Consider the following 14683-nt stretch of genomic DNA (forward strand, 5'->3'; position numbering starts at 1 on the left):
GAGTAAACCGGAGGGAAACCCTGGCAGAGGGAATCGAAAAGTTCTTCAGCCAAGGTTCAGGAATGCCTTCGCCAGCGAGCCGGCTCCTACAAAAAACACCCGGGATAGCCCCGAATGGCAGGAGCCGGCTTGCCGGCGAAGAGGTCCGCAAGAACGGAGGTGGCGCCGATCAGCTGGCGGTGGCCAGCAGCATGTCACGCACCGAACGGCTGTGACCGCGGCTCTTGCCGTGTTCGTAGAGCGAATCGGCAATCTCCTGGGCACGGATCGGCAGCACCGACAGCAAGGTGTCGCTCAGGCCATGGCTCGCCTGGCTGAAGCCCTGCATGTAGACGCCGGCCTTGCAGCGTTCGTCGGTAATCACGCGATAGTGCCGATCCACTTCAAAATCACCCAGGTACTCCTGGAGCGGTGCCAGCAATTGACGGTGCATCTGGCGCTCATAGCCAGTGGCGAGTACTACCGCGTCATAGTGTTCAGTGGTGCAGGCCCCGGTGGCGCTATTGCGCAGTACCAGCTCGATGCCGTGATCGGTAGCGACGGCTTTTTCCACCAGGGTCAGGGTACGGAACGCGTGGCGGGCGATACCCGAAACCTTCTGGCGATAGAAGATTCCGTAGATGCGCTCGATCAAGTCGATGTCCACCACCGAGTAATTGGTGTTGTGATACTCGTTGACCAGGCGCTCACGCTCGCTGCTCGCTTGCTGGAACACCAGGTCGGTGAATTCCGGCGAGAACACTTCGTTGACGAAGGGACTGTCGTCTGCGGGCTTGAGTGCCGAACCACGGATAATCAAGTCCACCTGTACCGAAGGGAAGCTGTCATTCAGGTCAATGAAGGCTTCTGCTGCACTCTGGCCACCACCAATGATCGCGACCTTCATCTTCTTGCCGGCCACACAGGGTTGTTCAGCCATGCGCTCCAGATACCGGGAATGATGGAAGACCCGACGATCGCCCTTGAGCGCCTTGAAGGTATCGGGAATCCGCGGGGTGCCACCTGCGCTGACCACCACCGAGCGGGTGCTGCGGGCGAACTCTTCCCCCTGGGAATTACGCGAAATGACCCGCAGCGCCTCGACCTGCTGGTTGTGCAACAGCGGCTCGATAGCCAGGACCTCTTCGTCGTAGCGGCTCTGATCCTTGAATTGAGCGGCTACCCAGCGCAGATAATCGTTGAACTCCATTCGGCACGGGTAGAAGGTCCCGAGGTTGATGAAGTCGACCAGGCGCCCATGGTGCTTGAGGTAGTTGACGAAGGAATAGGGGCTGGTGGGGTTGCGCAGGGTGACCAGGTCCTTGAGGAAGGAAATCTGCAACTCGCTCTGGGCCACCAGGGTATTGCCGTGCCAGCGATAATCGGCCTGTTTGTCGAGAAATAGCACGTCCAGAGGACCCTGAACCTGGCCGCGCTCCTCCAGCGCAATGGCCAGCGCCAGGTTAGAGGGACCAAAACCGATACCAATCAAATCGTGAACGATGGCCGATGCCATTGCCTGTGTCATGTCCAGTGTCCTCTGGAGAAGCCCCTCAACGTGGGGAATTACGCCGGTGACCTCGCCGGCCCATGCAGGCCAGCAGGTCGTCTGTTGAGTAGGAACGAGGACGATGAAAAAAAATTTAACCGCCTGGTGGTGTTGCCTTCAGACAAAAGCAAGCTGCCGGTACGTCAGATTCAGTGCAGGGCTCTGCCCGGTTGACGAACACCGCTCGTCACTGAGCATCCCACTGGCGCAGGCGCGACCGGCAATGCTTCATGGCATTGACGATGTGTTTCTCCACCAGGCTGCGGGAAATCCCCAGCTGTTCGGCGATCTGCGGGTGGGACAGGCCTTCGAGCTTGCGCAGCAGGAAGCTCTCGCGACACAGCCGGGGCAGCTCGGCCAGGGCCCGCTGCAGCATTTCCAGGCGCTGGCCGTGATCCAGGCTGGTCTGCGGCGAAGGGTTGAAGTAACGCTCTTCGTTGTCCAGCACCTCCAGGGGCTCGGACTGGCGCAAGGCATTGCGCCGATGGCCGTCGATCACCAGGTTCAGGGCCGTGCGATAGAGAAACGCCCGCGGCTGCTCGATGGGGGTATCGCTGGAGCGCTCCAGGACCCGCACATAAGCGTCATGCACCACATCCTCGGCCACCTGGCGATTGCCCAGCTTGGCGTTGAGGAAGCACATCAGCTCGCGATAGTAGTTTTCCAACAGGGCTCCCGAGCGCCCACTGGGGCGGTTCTGTCCTTGAGCAAGTCCGGCCATGGCCGATTGCACCCGGTAATTCGTGATGGCTGTTTAGTAGCGGCGTAATTTATAGTAATTCTCATATAGATTTAAAGTAGCGCAGCACCGCGGTGGGTTTATTTTCAGTGTTCCGACAGCTGTAACGCCATGTGTCGGCAGTTAAATTCCCCCCCCGGCATCTCGTTTACCTGACAGCTCCCCGTCTCTGCCGTTCCTGCGGCAGCCGCAAGCCTGGCTGCCCCTTGTGCAGCTGGCCGTTGTGACGGGCCGATATCCCCTGGCCGGAACCCTGCATGAAACGTCCTCGCCCTACCCGACGCGCCCTGCTTGCCGCACTGTGTGTGATCCCCGTTGTTGCCATCGCTGCCTGGAAGTTCATCCCGGCAGGCCGTGACCAGTTCACCACCGTGCAAGTGAGCCGCGGCGATATAGAAAGCAGCGTCACCGCCCTGGGCACCTTGCAGCCACGCCGCTACGTGGATGTGGGCGCCCAGGCGTCCGGGCAGATCCGCAAGATCCACGTCGAATCCGGTGATCAGGTCAAGGAAGGCCAGTTGCTGGTGGAGATCGACCCCTCCACCCAGCAGGCAAAACTCGACGCCAGCCGTTTCTCCATCGAGAACCTGCAGGCCCAGTTGCAGGAGCAGTACGCCCAGAACCAGCTGGCCCGGCAGAAGTACCAGCGCCAGCAGAACCTGGCGGCCGGCGGCGCCACCCGCGAGGAAGACGTACAGACCGCCCAGGCCGAACTCAAGGCCACCCAGGCGCGGATCGACATGTACAAGGCGCAGATCCGCCAGGCCCAGGCCAGCCTGCGCAGCGACCAGGCCGAACTGGGCTACACGCGCATCTATGCGCCCATGTCCGGCACCGTGGTCGCGGTGGACGCCCGCGAAGGCCAGACCCTCAACGCCCAGCAGCAGACCCCGTTGATCCTGCGTATCGCCAAGCTGTCGCCCATGACCGTCTGGGCCGAAGTCTCGGAAGCCGATATCGGCCACGTCAAACCCGGCATGCACGCCTACTTCACCACCCTGAGCGGCGGCAACCGGCGCTGGACCAGCACTGTGCGGCAGATCCTGCCGATCCCGCCCAAGCCCCTCAACGAATCCAGCCAGGGCAGCGGCAGCCCCAACAGCACCAGCAAGAGCGGCAGCGGCCGGGTGGTGCTCTACACCGTGCTGCTGGACGTGGACAACGCCGACAACGCCCTGATGGCGGAAATGACCACCCAGGTGTTCTTCGTCGCCAATCAGGCAAAAAATGTGCTCACCGCCCCCATCGCCGCCCTGCACGGCAGTACCGAGCCGGACCTGCAGATGGCTCGGGTAGTGGCCAAGAACGGCTCGATCGACGAACGCAAGGTCCGGGTCGGCATCAGCGACCGCCTGCGCATCCAGATCCTCGACGGCTTGAACGAAGGTGATCATCTGCTGATCGGCCCGGCCAACAGCAGCGGGGGTTGAATGCAGACGCCTCTGATCGACCTCAGGAACATCCGCAAATCCTACGGCGGCGGCGACAGCCCGCAGGTCGATGTCCTGCGGGGCATCGACCTGTCGATCCACGCCGGCGAGTTCGTCGCCATCGTCGGCGCCTCGGGCTCCGGCAAGTCGACGCTGATGAACATCCTCGGCTGCCTGGACCGCCCGACCTCGGGCGAGTACCTGTTCGCCGGGGAGAACGTGGCTCACCTGGACAGCGACGAACTGGCCTGGCTACGCCGCGAAGCCTTTGGCTTCGTGTTCCAGGGCTACCACCTGATCCCCTCGGCTTCGGCCCAGGAAAACGTCGAGATGCCGGCCATCTACGCCGGCACCCCGGCCGCCGAACGCCACGCCCGCGCCGCCGCCCTGCTGGAGCGCCTGGGCCTGGCCAGCCGCAGCGGCAACCGCCCGCATCAATTGTCCGGTGGCCAGCAGCAGCGAGTGTCCATCGCCCGCGCCCTGATGAACGGCGGCCACATCATCCTCGCCGACGAACCTACCGGCGCCCTGGACAGCCACAGCGGCGCCGAAGTCATGGCCCTGCTGGACGAACTGGCCAGCCAGGGCCACGTGGTGATCCTCATCACCCACGACCGCGAAGTGGCGGCCCGGGCCAAGCGCATCATCGAGATCCGCGACGGCGAGATCATCAGCGACACCGCCACCAGCGATCCCTCGGTACAACTGAGCGCCAACACCGGCGCCCTGCAAGCCGTGGACCTGCGCCAGCGCCTGGCCGACGGCAGCGAGCCCACCGGTGCCTGGAAAGGCGAATTGCTGGAAGCCATACAGGCCGCCTGGCGGGTGATGTGGATCAACCGCTTCCGCACCGCCCTGACCCTGCTGGGGATCATCATCGGCGTGGCCTCGGTGGTGGTGATGCTGGCGGTGGGCGAAGGCAGCAAGCGCCAGGTGATGGCGCAGATGGGGGCGTTTGGCTCGAACATCATTTATCTCAGCGGACACGCGCCCAACCCGCGCGCGCCGCAAGGCATCATCAGCCTCGACGATGTCGCCGCCGTGGCCACCCTGCCCCAGGTCAAGCGCATCATGCCGGTCAATGGATCGGAAGCCGTAGTGCGCTTCGGCAATGCCGATCACATGAGCTATGTCGGCGGCAACGACACCAACTTCCCGCATATCTTCAACTGGCCGGTAGTGGAAGGCAGCTACTTCACGGAGGCCGACGAACATGCCGGCGCCGCAGTGGCAGTGATCGGCAAGAAGGTCCGGGAGAAACTGCTAAAAGATGTCGCCAACCCCATCGGCCAGTACATCCTGATCGAAAACGCGCCCTTCCAGGTGGTCGGCGTGCTGATGGGCAAAGGTGCAAGCTCCGGCGACCAGGACAGCGACGACCGTATCGCCGTGCCCTATTCCGCCGCCAGCACTCGACTGTTTGGCAGTCGCAACCCGGAATACGTGGCCATCGTCGCCGCCGATGCCGGCAAGGTCAAGGAAGCCGAACAAGCCATCGACCAACTGATGCTGCGCCTGCACAACGGCAAGCGCGACTATGAACTGACCAACAACGCCGCGATGATCCAGGCCGAGGCCCGGACCCAGAACACCCTGTCGCTGATGCTCGGCGCCATCGCCGCGATCTCGCTGCTGGTGGGCGGCATCGGGGTGATGAACATCATGCTCATGACCGTGCGCGAACGCACCCGGGAAATCGGTATTCGCATGGCCACCGGTGCCCGCCAGCGCGACATCCTGCGCCAGTTCCTCACCGAAGCGGTGATGCTCTCGGTGGTCGGCGGCCTGGCCGGCATCGGCGTGGCCATGCTCATCGGCGGCATCCTGATCCTCAGCGAAGTGGCGGTGGCCTTCTCCCTGGCCGCAGTGCTCGGCGCCTTCGCCTGCGCCCTGGCCACCGGTGTCATCTTCGGCTTCATGCCGGCCCGCAAAGCTGCCCGGCTCGACCCGGTCACGGCCCTTACCAGTGAATGATCGATTGATGAAAGCATCCCTGACCCTTGTTGCTGCCAGCATCTTGCTGGCGGCTTGCAGCGCCCCCGGATCACGCCCGGACAGCGGCCTGCAAGCCCCTACCACCTGGCATGCAAGCGCCTCCCCCGCGGCCCAGGCCGACCACCGGCAATGGTGGAGCCAGTTCGCCAGCCCGGACCTGGACCGCCTGATCGCCCAGGCCCGCGATGGCAGCTTCGACCTCGCCGCAGCCATGGCGCGGGTACGCCAGGCCCAGGCCAGCGCGGTGATCGCCGGCGCGCCACTGCTGCCCGAGCTCAAGGGCGGGCTCAACGCCAACCGGCAGAAACTGCTGCGCGGCAAGGGCTACAGCCAACTGGACGCCACCAGCGACAGCAAGGCCGTGGACTATTTCGACGCCAGCCTCGGCGCCAGCTACGAGATCGACTTCTGGGGCGGCCGCCACGCCGCCCGCGACAGCGCCCTCCTGGGCGTCAAGGCCAGCGAATTCGACCAGGCCACGGTGGAACTGACCCTGCTCAGTGGCGTGGCCAACAGCTACACGCAGGCGCTGGCGCTGAGCGAACAAAGCCGAATCGCTCGGCTGAACCTGGACAACGCCCTGAGCGTGCTCAAACTGGTGCAAACCCGCTACGACTCGGGCTCGGCCACTGCCCTGGAACTGGCCCAGCAACGCAGCCTGGTCGCCGCCCAGCAACGTCAGTTGCCACTGGTGCAGCAACAGGCCGAGGAAGCACGGATCACCCTGGCCGCCCTGCTCGGGCAACCGGTGCAGGACCTGCGCCTGGGCAACCAGGGCTTCGCCGAGCTGCAATGGCCGAACATAAACGCCGGAGTCCCCAGCGACCTGTTGACCCGGCGCCCGGACATTGCCAGCGCCGAAGCCAGACTGGCCGCAGCCCAGGCCGATGTCAAAGTGGCGCGGGCGGCCATGTTGCCCAGCGTGACCCTGAGCGCCAGCCTCGGCTCCGGCGCCAGTCACGCCCCGGATCTGCTGCGCAGTCCCTTCTACAACCTCGGCGCGGGGCTGGTGGCACCGATCTTCAACGCCGGGCGCCTGAGCGCCGAACGGGACAAGGCCACGGCCCAGCAGGAAGAACTGCTGGAAAGCTATCGCGGGGCGATCATCAATGGTTTTGCCGATGTGGAAAAAGCCCTCAACAGCATTCGCGGCCTGGACCAGCAACGCCAGTGGCAGAGCGAGGAGTTGAATCAGGCGCAACGGGCCTTCGAGATTGCCCAGAGCCGCTACCAGGCAGGCGCCGAAGACCTGCTGACCGTGCTGGAAACCCAGCGCACCCTGTACGCCGCCCAGGATCAGAACGTGCAACTGCGGCTGTCACGGCTGCAGTCGAGCATTGCCCTGTACAAGGCCCTGGGTGGCGGCTGGAATCAATGAATCACCAAAGGCTCGCATGGCCAGCGGTATCACCACTGGCCATCGTCGCAGCGACGGCCAGGGCGCTGATGACCTAGAATCGTCCGACCACCCACAGACGCGAGCAACGCCCCCACCATGCCCCTTGGAACCGAGCTGGACGCCGCCCTGGCAGACGTGCTGTCGATGCTGAAAAGAGCATTCCCGAACGGAGTCAGCCCAACCGATTACCCTCCTCTTCTGGCAGTGCTGTATGAACATCTGTCAGATCGGAACCTGGCGAATGTCATCTCGCAGCTCACCCACAAGGACCCGGATCTGGTGCTCAACGAGATCTACGAGGCCGTGACCAGCAAGAAACCGAAAGCTCAGGACATAGAATCGCTAGCTCGGCTCCTGAACCATCACGGAGCGTCTGAAACACTGGCCGACACCTGATGCCTCGCCCCTCAAGAAGACCAGGACAATGAACTTCAGTGAATTTGAACAACTGCTGAATGCCAAGAAGAACCTCCATCCGATCTGGTTTGAGCTCCCTTCGGACAGCGCCGCCACCGAGGAGGACATCACCGAGGCTCAAAATGACCTGGCGCTGCGACTTCCTGTCGAGTACCGCCAGTTCCTGCTGAAGCATGGGGGCGGCTACTTTGCCTTGGGAATCGTCTACTCACTGGACAGAGACAGCGATTTCAACCTGGCCAGAATCAATCGACAACACCCACTGATTGGCAAGTGTCATCTGTTGTTTTCAGAGAACGGCTGCGGCGACTTCTACGGCTTCCGGATTGAAAATAACCAATGCCTGGCAGAGGTGTGCATTTTTGATCATGAAACCCAAGCATGGCAGCAGACCGGATACCCAGAACTGTTCAGCTTCCTGGCCGAAGTGGCCCTTTCGATCTGAACACCCCTAGCAACGACCTCCAGACTCGAAGTTCGCGATCAGTCCGGCGCCACTACAGCAGCCGCTGCCTGACCTTCAAATGCCGCGCATACCAGGGCCGGCGCGGCACCTTGCGCAGCAGATCGGCCAACTGCTTTTCATCCTCGATAAAGGTGATGCGCAGGGCCAGCTTCATGGTTTCCGGGTCCATCTCCACGGTCTTTCCGGTCTGCAATCCAGGGATAGTGCTGCAACCGTGGGTCACCGGCCCCAGCCAGGGATCGCCGGCCTCGACCCAGCGCCCCGGGGCGAACCAGGGCACGCCATTGACTTCCAGACGCTTGAGCTCGCCGGGATGGAAACGCTCGTGGGCGCGGAACCAGTCCTCCAGGCGGTCGTCGATCCAGCCATGGAAACGCCAGAACACCGGGCTGACATGGGAAGAAAACGGGTCGCCGAGAAAGTCGTTTTCCGGCTGGTACCAGCGCGGGGAAAAGTCCGCCGGATCGCGGGCCATGGGCACCGGTGCACCGCTGGAAGGATCACGCGGCACCGAGGCCCAGCGCATGTGTAGCCAGTCGTGCAGGCCCAGTTCAATCTCCGAGCCGAACTGACCCAGGGTCAGGTTCGCCAGGTAGCGCGGGTTGCGGTACTGCGACTCCCAGACCTGGAAGTTGCTGTGGTAGGTCTCGCCGGCCTTGATGTCGCTGACCCACTGGCTGTAGTCGTCATCGTCATCGGCCAGCCACGCCGGGGGCAAGGAACCGCCGTCATAGTTGTCAAAATAGCGGGCGAAGCCCAGGCGATCACGCAGCAGTTCCGGCTGCGGCAGGGGGAAATGCTGCCAGGACGGCAAATCCTGCATGGAACGCGCCGTGCCCAGCATGTGCCGGTGCATGAAGAAGAAATCGATGCCCGAGCCGTTGCGATCCTTCTTCGGACCGCGCGCATCGCGCTCCTGCCCCCGGGGACCGGGCTGCCAGCCGATGCCGCGCAGGGCGTCACGCTTCTCTTCGGAAAGCCGGTGCCACTTGTCCCGGGTCGCGTGCCACAGTTGGTGGAACAAACGATGCTCGGGCGACACCAGCCAGGCCTGCAGCGTCGGGTTCAGGCCGATACGCTGGCGAGCCTCGGGAAACATCTGCTTGGTGGCGACAAAGCGGTTATCCAGGGCAGGCAACGCCAGAGGCCGGTCCAGGCGCTCGACACGGCCACTGAGGGTGCCGCTGCCGGCATTGGCGAAATCGGCCCAGACCTCATCCAGGCTCATCTTGAATTCATAGGCGGCGGCGCCGTCCGCCGCCGAGACCGGAACCAGGCGCCAGTACATTTCACCCGGCTGCGGGCTCACCAGATCACCGACAATCCGGTAACGCGGCTCGGCCGCGCCACGCAGGCCTTCGGCGGTGTCCAGGTAGCCGCGCAGGCCGCGACCGCGCTGGGCGATGTCGAGGAACAGCTCCAGCCCCTGGCGCGGCAAGCCGTCGAGCCCGGCATCGGCACCTTCGAAGCGAATGCTCCAGACGCCCCGCAATTGGTCCGCCAAGCGTTGCCCGGCGGTGTCTGCCAGGTCCACCGTGGCTTCGCCCGGGGTGACGGGAAACTCTTCCTCACGCGTCAACTCGCGATGCACGTAAAACGCCGCCGGCACTGCAGCGCCAGTCAGCGCCAAGCCCGCCATGAACCCTCGTCGAGAAATCGTCATTGCCCTACCTGTGTCAGCCCTGATGCAGGCTTTATCCAAGCTAGAACGTTTATTGCCCCAGGAAATTTACCGCCCGCGCAGGAGGCTTAAATTTCCTCGTCACTGGCTCGTTCTTCCCAGATAGCAAAGGCCCCTGTGCCTGCACCTTGACGGCGAATCCGACTGAGATGGCAATGACAAAACCACGTTCGAAGAAGGCTCTTTACATTGGCCTGCCGCTGGCCCTGGCGATTGGCGCCGGCGCCGGCTTCCTGGCCTGGGACTACTGGTTCAGGGACAACCCCGGCTACCCGGTCAAGGTGATGAAGCAGGCAGAAGAACTGCAGGAGCGCATCCTCTCCTTCGACAGCCACATTACCGTGCCCCTGGATTTCGGCAGTGCCGGCAACGAGGCCGACAAGGACGGCAGCGGCCAGTTCGACCTGGCCAAGGCCGGACGCGGGCGCCTGTCCGGCGCAGCCCTGACGATCTTTGGCTGGCCGGAAATCTGGAACGGCCCAAATGCCCCTCATCGCCCAACGGCGGGCTTTGTCGACGCCGCGCGTAATGAACAGGAAGCTCGCTACAAGATTCTCACCGGCATGGTCCGCGATTTCCCCAACCAGGTGGCCATCGCCCACACCCCGGAAGAGTTCCGCCGCCTCAATGGTGAAGGCAAGTTCGCGGTGTTCCTCAGCATGCTCAACGCCTACCCGCTGGGCACCGATCTCAACCAGCTCGATCTCTGGACTGCCCGTGGCATGCGCATGTTCGGTTTCAGCTATGTAGGCAACAACGCCTGGTCCGATTCCTCGCGGCCACTGCCGTTCTTCAACGACACCCCGGATGCCCTGGGCGGGCTGTCCGACCTGGGCCAGCAGGCCGTGCGCCGGCTCAACGATTTGGGGGTGATCATCGACGTGTCGCAGATGTCGAGCAAGGCCCTGGAGCAAGTCAGCCAGCTCAGCCGCGCGCCCTTCGTCGCTTCGCACTCGGCGCCCCGGGCCCTAGTGGATATCCCGCGCAACCTCAGCGACAAGGAAATGCAGTTGATCAAGGACAGCGGCGGCGTGGTGCAGATCGTCGGTTTTCCCACCTATATCCGCCCCCTGAGCCAAGCGACCCGGGACAAGCTCAACGCCCTGCGCGCCCGCTTCGACCTGCAACCCTTGACCGGGCTGGAAATGGCCCTGATGCCCGGCGACGCCATCATCACCGTGTGGCCCGAGCAGCGTTTCGGCGAGTACGCCGGCGAGCTGTACAGCATCGTCGAAGCAGAACCCAAGGCCACCCTCAAGGACTTCGGCGACGCCATCGACTACGCGGTGAAGAAGATCGGCATCGACCACGTCGGTATCAGCTCGGACTTCAACGACGGCGGCGGCCTGGACGGTTGGAAGGACGTCAGCGAGGGCCGCAACATCACCGCCGAACTGCTGCAGCGCGGCTACAGCGAAGCAGATATCGCCAAGCTCTGGGGCGGCAACTTCCTGCGAGTCTGGGAGCAGGTGCAGAAGTCCGCCAAGCCCCTGGCCAACCACTGATCCTCCCCTTTTGCCAACCAGTGAAATGAGCTCATGACCGATCGCCGTACATTTCTCAAACAGGCCGGCATCCTCGCCGCCGGCCTGCCTCTGGGCGCCGGCGCCCTGGCAGCGTCCGGCACTAGCGCTAGCGCCCCGGCGCCCACGCCCAAGGACCCATGGGCGCAACTGCGCCTGCTGTTCGATCAGGACCCGAACTACCTGCACTTCTCCAATTTCCTGGTGACCTCGCACCCAAGGCCCGTGCGTGAAGCCATCGAACGGCATCGCGCCAACATCGATCGCAACCCCGGGCTGACCATGGACTGGGACCTGCAGGAACCCTGGAAACGCGAAGCCGAAGTCCGCCAGTGGGCAGGCCGCTATCTGCAAGCCAAGCCCGGCCAGATCGCCCTCACCGGCAGCACCAGCGAAGGCCTGGCGATGATCTATGGCGGTATTCACGTAAGGCCCGAGCAGGAAATCCTGACCACGGTGCACGAGCACTACGCCACCGAGTACAGCCTGGAATACCGGGTACGCAAACAGGGTACCCAAGTGCGCAAGATCAGCCTGTTCAAGGACCCGCACCGGGTCTCCAGCGATGAAATCCTGGATTCGATCAAGCGCAGCATCCGCCCCAATACCCGGGTCCTGGGCATGACCTGGGTGCAGTCGGGCAGCGGCGTGAAACTGCCAATCGGCGAGATTGGCAAACTGGTGGAGGAACTCAATCGCCAGCGTGATGAACCGCAGCAGATCCTCTACGTGGTCGATGGGGTCCACGGTTTTGGCGTGGAGGACTTGAGCTTTCCCGACATGCACTGCGACTTCTTCATCGCCGGCACCCACAAGTGGATGTTCGGCCCCCGCGGTACCGGGATCATCTGTGCCGGCTCCGAGGAGCTCAAGAACGTCACTCCCAGCGTGCCGACCTTTTCCGAGGACAACAATTTCGGCACCAGCATGACCCCCGGCGGCTACCACGCCTTTGAACATCGCTGGGCCCTGGATGAGGCCTTCAAGCTGCACCTGCAACTGGGCAAGGCCGAGGTCCAGGCGCGCATCCACGCCCTCAACAGCTACCTCAAGCAGCGTCTGCAGGAGCTGCCCCAAGTGGAGCTGGTCACTCCCCTGAGCCCCGAGCTGTCGGCGGGTTTCACCTTCTTCCGGGTCAAGAATCAGGACTGCGACAAGGTCGCCGCCTACCTGATGGCCAATCGGGTGGTGGTCGATGCCGTGGACCGCGATGTGGGCCCAGTGATCCGTACCGCGCCTGGCCTGCTCAACGACGAACAACAGATCGATCGCCTCATGGACCTGTTGCGCAAAAAGGTTTGAAACCGCCCCTCCTTGCGCCCTGTGTCACTTTTAAAAAGAGAGTCATGATGAAACAGCATTCACTGAGTACCGCCCACCGCCCGGCCCTGGCCAGCCTCTCGCTGGCCCTGCTGCTGAGCCTGTTCCTGCCGACCGCCGCCCAGGCCGCCGCCTCGCCCCAGCCGGGCAAGGTGTTCAAGGACTGCAAGGACTGCCCGGAAATGGTGGTGCTGCCCGCTGGCACCTTCACCATGGGCACCCCCGCTGACGAGGTCGGCCGCCAGGAGGATGAGGGTCCGATGCATGAAGTGACCTTCGCCAAACCTTTCGCCATCGGGCGTTTCCAGGTCCTGGCCGGCGAATGGGCGACCTACCTGCGGGAAACCGGCTACCGCATGCCCGACGGCGACACTCGTCCCGGTCGTGAATGCAAGGCCGGCAAACCCCGCTACGAAGTCGGTCCACGCCAACCGGCGGTGTGCATGGACTTCAACGAAGCCCAGGCCTACACCGCCTGGCTGTCCAAGCGCACCGGCCAGCATTACTTCATCGTCAGCGAAGCCATGCGCGAATATGCGGCCCGCGCCGGCAGCACCGGCCCCTTCCCCTTCCCTTTCGACGAGGGCAAGGAGTACAGCATCGCCAAGCACGCCAACACCTACGGCCCGGAAGACGGCTTCAGCTTCACCTCGCCAGCCGGTTCCTTCCCCCCCAACGCCTTCGGCGTCTACGACATGCACGGCAATGTCTACGAGTTCACCCCCGACTGCTGGCATGAGAACTATGTCGGCGCCCCCACCGACGGCAGCGCCTGGACCGAGCCCAACTGCAGCGTCCTGCAGATGCGCGGCAACGATTGGACCGAAGCGCCGATTTTTTCCCGCTCAGGCAACCGCAACAACATCTACCCCACCGATCGTGGTGACTGGCTGGGGTTCCGGGTTGCCCGCGACCTTTGACCCTTCCCCTCATCGACTGACGGAGACACACAATGAAAGCAGCTTTGTTCACCCTGTCGCTGAGCGACGGTTCCACCGCCAGTGTGCATGACGCCGAAGAGAATCAGGGCAGCCTGCACACCGAGGGCTTCGCGGCACTGACCTTTCGCAGCGATGGCGAACTGATCGAGATCAGCGGCGAGATTGCGCCCAACTATCCGGCCAGCGCGCTGCTGGCCCTGCTCGGCGGGCATTTCTGCTACAAGAAAAAGTCCGCCCTGGCGCGGGTTCGCCTGCGTGCCAGCCGCGACTTTGCGGTGTCGGCCATTCGCCAGGGGGTCTTTGACACCTTGCTCAGCGCGGATGCCCACCAGGTGGAACTGCAGTGCCGACGCAGTACGTTCTGGCAGCACCCGCTCCCCTGGCTCAGTGCTCCGGCCAGCGCCCACACCGCACCCTTCTACCAGTTCAGCGGCGAGAAACGTCACCCACAACGCCCGCCGCTACCTCAGGGCGAGGTGTACCGCCGCCGATTGCCGGGGCTGAACACCGAATTCAGCCTGCGCACCATCGACCCGGATCGTGACCTGCAAGCCTTCAATCGCTGGATGAACCTGGAGCAGGTGGCGTTCTTCTGGGAGCAAGCGGGAAGCCTCGACGAGCATGCCGCCTACTTGCAAGACATGCTGGCAGACCCACGCGTCCACCCGCTGATCGGCTGCTACGACGACGAGCCTTTCGCCTACTTCGAAGTCTACTGGTGCAAGGAAGACCGCATCGCCCCTTACTACGACGTGCAGGACCACGACCGCGGCTGGCACGTGGTGGTGGGCGAGAACAAGCACCAGGGCATCGGCAAGCTCAAGGGCTGGTTCAATTCGCTGATGCACTACATGTTCCTGGATGACCCACGCACCCAGCGCATCCTCGGCGAACCGCGCATCGACCATGATCGGCAGATCGACTTCCTCAAGTCCCAGGGCTTCGGTCACTTGAAGGACATCCAGCTGGCCCACAAGAAGGCTGCGCTGCTGCGCCTGGAGCGCGAGTTCTTCTTCGATCGGCCACTTTGACCTGATCGCACGGTCGCTGCAGCCACCCTGCAGCGACCGGCGCATGGCCCAACGCATGGCCGGCGCTAAATCCCCCCAGCGCCACTTCGTCTTCTCTGCAACGGTCTTGAGTCAAGCCCCGCCCCGAGCGCGACAGCCTCCTCAAGCCTGGCACTGAAGCAATCAGCACGCCGCGCAGCGCTGTGCACCCCGGACCATTGCCCGTATTTCGAT

The 14683-nt window shown here is 63.5% G+C and carries 12 protein-coding genes; 9 read left to right on the forward strand and 3 right to left on the reverse strand.

Annotated features, from left to right (window positions below):
* Window positions 1-169: 169 nt before the first annotated feature.
* Window positions 170-1507 (reverse strand): lysine N(6)-hydroxylase/L-ornithine N(5)-oxygenase family protein, encoded by a 1338-nt coding sequence (locus tag AC1RGE_RS10620; protein WP_492584182.1) that lies wholly within the window; start codon window positions 1505-1507, stop codon window positions 170-172.
* A 208-nt stretch (window positions 1508-1715) separates the two neighbouring features.
* On the reverse strand, window positions 1716-2198 hold the full coding sequence (locus tag AC1RGE_RS10625; RefSeq protein WP_026020154.1) for a sigma-70 family RNA polymerase sigma factor: 483 nt from the start codon (window positions 2196-2198) through the stop codon (window positions 1716-1718).
* 326 nt (window positions 2199-2524) lie between these two features.
* Here AC1RGE_RS10625 and AC1RGE_RS10630 point away from each other — a divergent pair, with 326 nt between their 5' ends.
* The 5 genes from AC1RGE_RS10630 to AC1RGE_RS10650 all read left to right on the forward strand — a co-directional run bounded on the left by AC1RGE_RS10630 (window position 2525) and on the right by AC1RGE_RS10650 (window position 7953).
* Window positions 2525-3697, forward strand: a complete 1173-nt coding sequence (locus AC1RGE_RS10630; protein WP_015636412.1) for an efflux RND transporter periplasmic adaptor subunit — start codon at window positions 2525-2527, stop codon at window positions 3695-3697.
* The gene (locus AC1RGE_RS10635) at window positions 3698-5671 is read left to right on the forward strand and encodes a MacB family efflux pump subunit (protein WP_492584184.1); all 1974 of its coding nucleotides are present in this window, start codon (window positions 3698-3700) and stop codon (window positions 5669-5671) included.
* Between the two features lie 7 nt (window positions 5672-5678).
* Entirely contained in the window at window positions 5679-7070 is a 1392-nt protein-coding gene (locus AC1RGE_RS10640; protein ID WP_492584186.1) for an efflux transporter outer membrane subunit, read from the forward strand.
* Between the two features lie 117 nt (window positions 7071-7187).
* Window positions 7188-7487 carry a DUF3349 domain-containing protein gene (locus tag AC1RGE_RS10645; RefSeq protein ID WP_342402292.1) on the forward strand — a complete coding sequence of 100 codons (300 nt, stop codon included), beginning with the start codon at window positions 7188-7190 and terminating at the stop codon, window positions 7485-7487.
* A 28-nt stretch (window positions 7488-7515) separates the two neighbouring features.
* Entirely contained in the window at window positions 7516-7953 is a 438-nt protein-coding gene (locus AC1RGE_RS10650) for an SMI1/KNR4 family protein (protein ID WP_401261878.1), read from the forward strand.
* 52 nt (window positions 7954-8005) lie between these two features.
* Here AC1RGE_RS10650 and pvdP read toward each other — a convergent pair whose 3' ends face one another.
* On the reverse strand, window positions 8006-9637 hold the full coding sequence (gene pvdP, locus AC1RGE_RS10655; protein WP_401261876.1) for a pyoverdine maturation tyrosinase PvdP: 1632 nt from the start codon (window positions 9635-9637) through the stop codon (window positions 8006-8008).
* Window positions 9638-9810: 173 nt separating this feature from the next.
* Here pvdP and pvdM point away from each other — a divergent pair, with 173 nt between their 5' ends.
* The 4 genes from pvdM to AC1RGE_RS10675 are packed head-to-tail and all read left to right on the forward strand — an operon-like array spanning window position 9811 to window position 14470.
* The gene (gene pvdM, locus AC1RGE_RS10660) at window positions 9811-11160 is read left to right on the forward strand and encodes a pyoverdine-tailoring dipeptidase-like protein PvdM (RefSeq protein ID WP_123397513.1); all 1350 of its coding nucleotides are present in this window, start codon (window positions 9811-9813) and stop codon (window positions 11158-11160) included.
* 33 nt (window positions 11161-11193) lie between these two features.
* Window positions 11194-12480, forward strand: a complete 1287-nt coding sequence (gene pvdN, locus AC1RGE_RS10665; RefSeq protein ID WP_492584188.1) for a pyoverdine-tailoring periplasmic protein PvdN — start codon at window positions 11194-11196, stop codon at window positions 12478-12480.
* Between the two features lie 47 nt (window positions 12481-12527).
* Window positions 12528-13418, forward strand: coding sequence for a dihydropyoverdine dehydrogenase (gene pvdO / locus AC1RGE_RS10670; RefSeq protein ID WP_123397515.1), 891 nt, complete (start codon window positions 12528-12530; stop codon window positions 13416-13418).
* Window positions 13419-13450: 32 nt separating this feature from the next.
* Window positions 13451-14470 (forward strand): GNAT family N-acetyltransferase, encoded by a 1020-nt coding sequence (locus tag AC1RGE_RS10675; RefSeq protein ID WP_492584190.1) that lies wholly within the window; start codon window positions 13451-13453, stop codon window positions 14468-14470.
* Window positions 14471-14683: the final 213 nt, after the last annotated feature.

The sequence above is a fragment of the Pseudomonas sp. GW823-FHT02C05 genome, assembly GCF_058797595.1.

Bases quoted from the DNA above. Each gene is read 5' to 3' on its own strand.
- AC1RGE_RS10620 (WP_492584182.1), bottom strand. From the start codon at position 1,507: ATGACACAGGCAATGGCATCGGCCATCGTTCACGATTTGATTGGTATC.
- AC1RGE_RS10630 (WP_015636412.1), top strand. From the start codon at position 2,525: ATGAAACGTCCTCGCCCTACCCGACGCGCCCTGCTTGCCGCACTGTGT.
- AC1RGE_RS10635 (WP_492584184.1), top strand. From the start codon at position 3,698: ATGCAGACGCCTCTGATCGACCTCAGGAACATCCGCAAATCCTACGGC.
- AC1RGE_RS10640 (WP_492584186.1), top strand. From the start codon at position 5,679: ATGAAAGCATCCCTGACCCTTGTTGCTGCCAGCATCTTGCTGGCGGCT.
- AC1RGE_RS10645 (WP_342402292.1), top strand. From the start codon at position 7,188: ATGCCCCTTGGAACCGAGCTGGACGCCGCCCTGGCAGACGTGCTGTCG.
- AC1RGE_RS10650 (WP_401261878.1), top strand. From the start codon at position 7,516: ATGAACTTCAGTGAATTTGAACAACTGCTGAATGCCAAGAAGAACCTC.
- pvdP (WP_401261876.1), bottom strand. From the start codon at position 9,637: ATGACGATTTCTCGACGAGGGTTCATGGCGGGCTTGGCGCTGACTGGC.
- pvdM (WP_123397513.1), top strand. From the start codon at position 9,811: ATGACAAAACCACGTTCGAAGAAGGCTCTTTACATTGGCCTGCCGCTG.
- pvdN (WP_492584188.1), top strand. From the start codon at position 11,194: ATGACCGATCGCCGTACATTTCTCAAACAGGCCGGCATCCTCGCCGCC.
- pvdO (WP_123397515.1), top strand. From the start codon at position 12,528: ATGAAACAGCATTCACTGAGTACCGCCCACCGCCCGGCCCTGGCCAGC.
- AC1RGE_RS10675 (WP_492584190.1), top strand. From the start codon at position 13,451: ATGAAAGCAGCTTTGTTCACCCTGTCGCTGAGCGACGGTTCCACCGCC.